Raw genomic sequence first — 277 nt, forward strand, 5'->3', positions numbered from 1 at the left:
CTGGAGACCCGCCCGGTCTCTTCGACGTAGCCGTCGAACGGGGCGATCATCGGCATCAGCTGCGGCTGTTCGTGCTCAAGCATCTCCGCGATCGTCAGTTCGTACTCGGGGTGCTTCAACTCCTGCCGCAGGGCCTGGCAGCGTCGCAGTAGCCAGTCGTTCAGTTCGGCGAAGCTGCCGAACCTCAGCTTGCCGGCATCCAGCCAGATCCGCCGCCGACTGTCCTGGACGTTCTTCTCCACGACGCCCTTCTCCCAGCCCGAAGCGACATTGCAGA

Annotated in this window: 1 pseudogene; it reads right to left on the bottom strand. The window is 63.9% G+C overall.

Features of this window, described 5'->3' with window-relative positions:
- Positions 1-277: pseudogene (locus GQB03_RS22790) on the bottom strand (IS21 family transposase); the annotation flags it as partial.

The sequence above is a fragment of the Cognatazoarcus halotolerans genome (genome assembly GCF_009800965.1).
Taxonomy (GTDB): domain Bacteria; phylum Pseudomonadota; class Gammaproteobacteria; order Burkholderiales; family Rhodocyclaceae; genus Cognatazoarcus; species Cognatazoarcus halotolerans.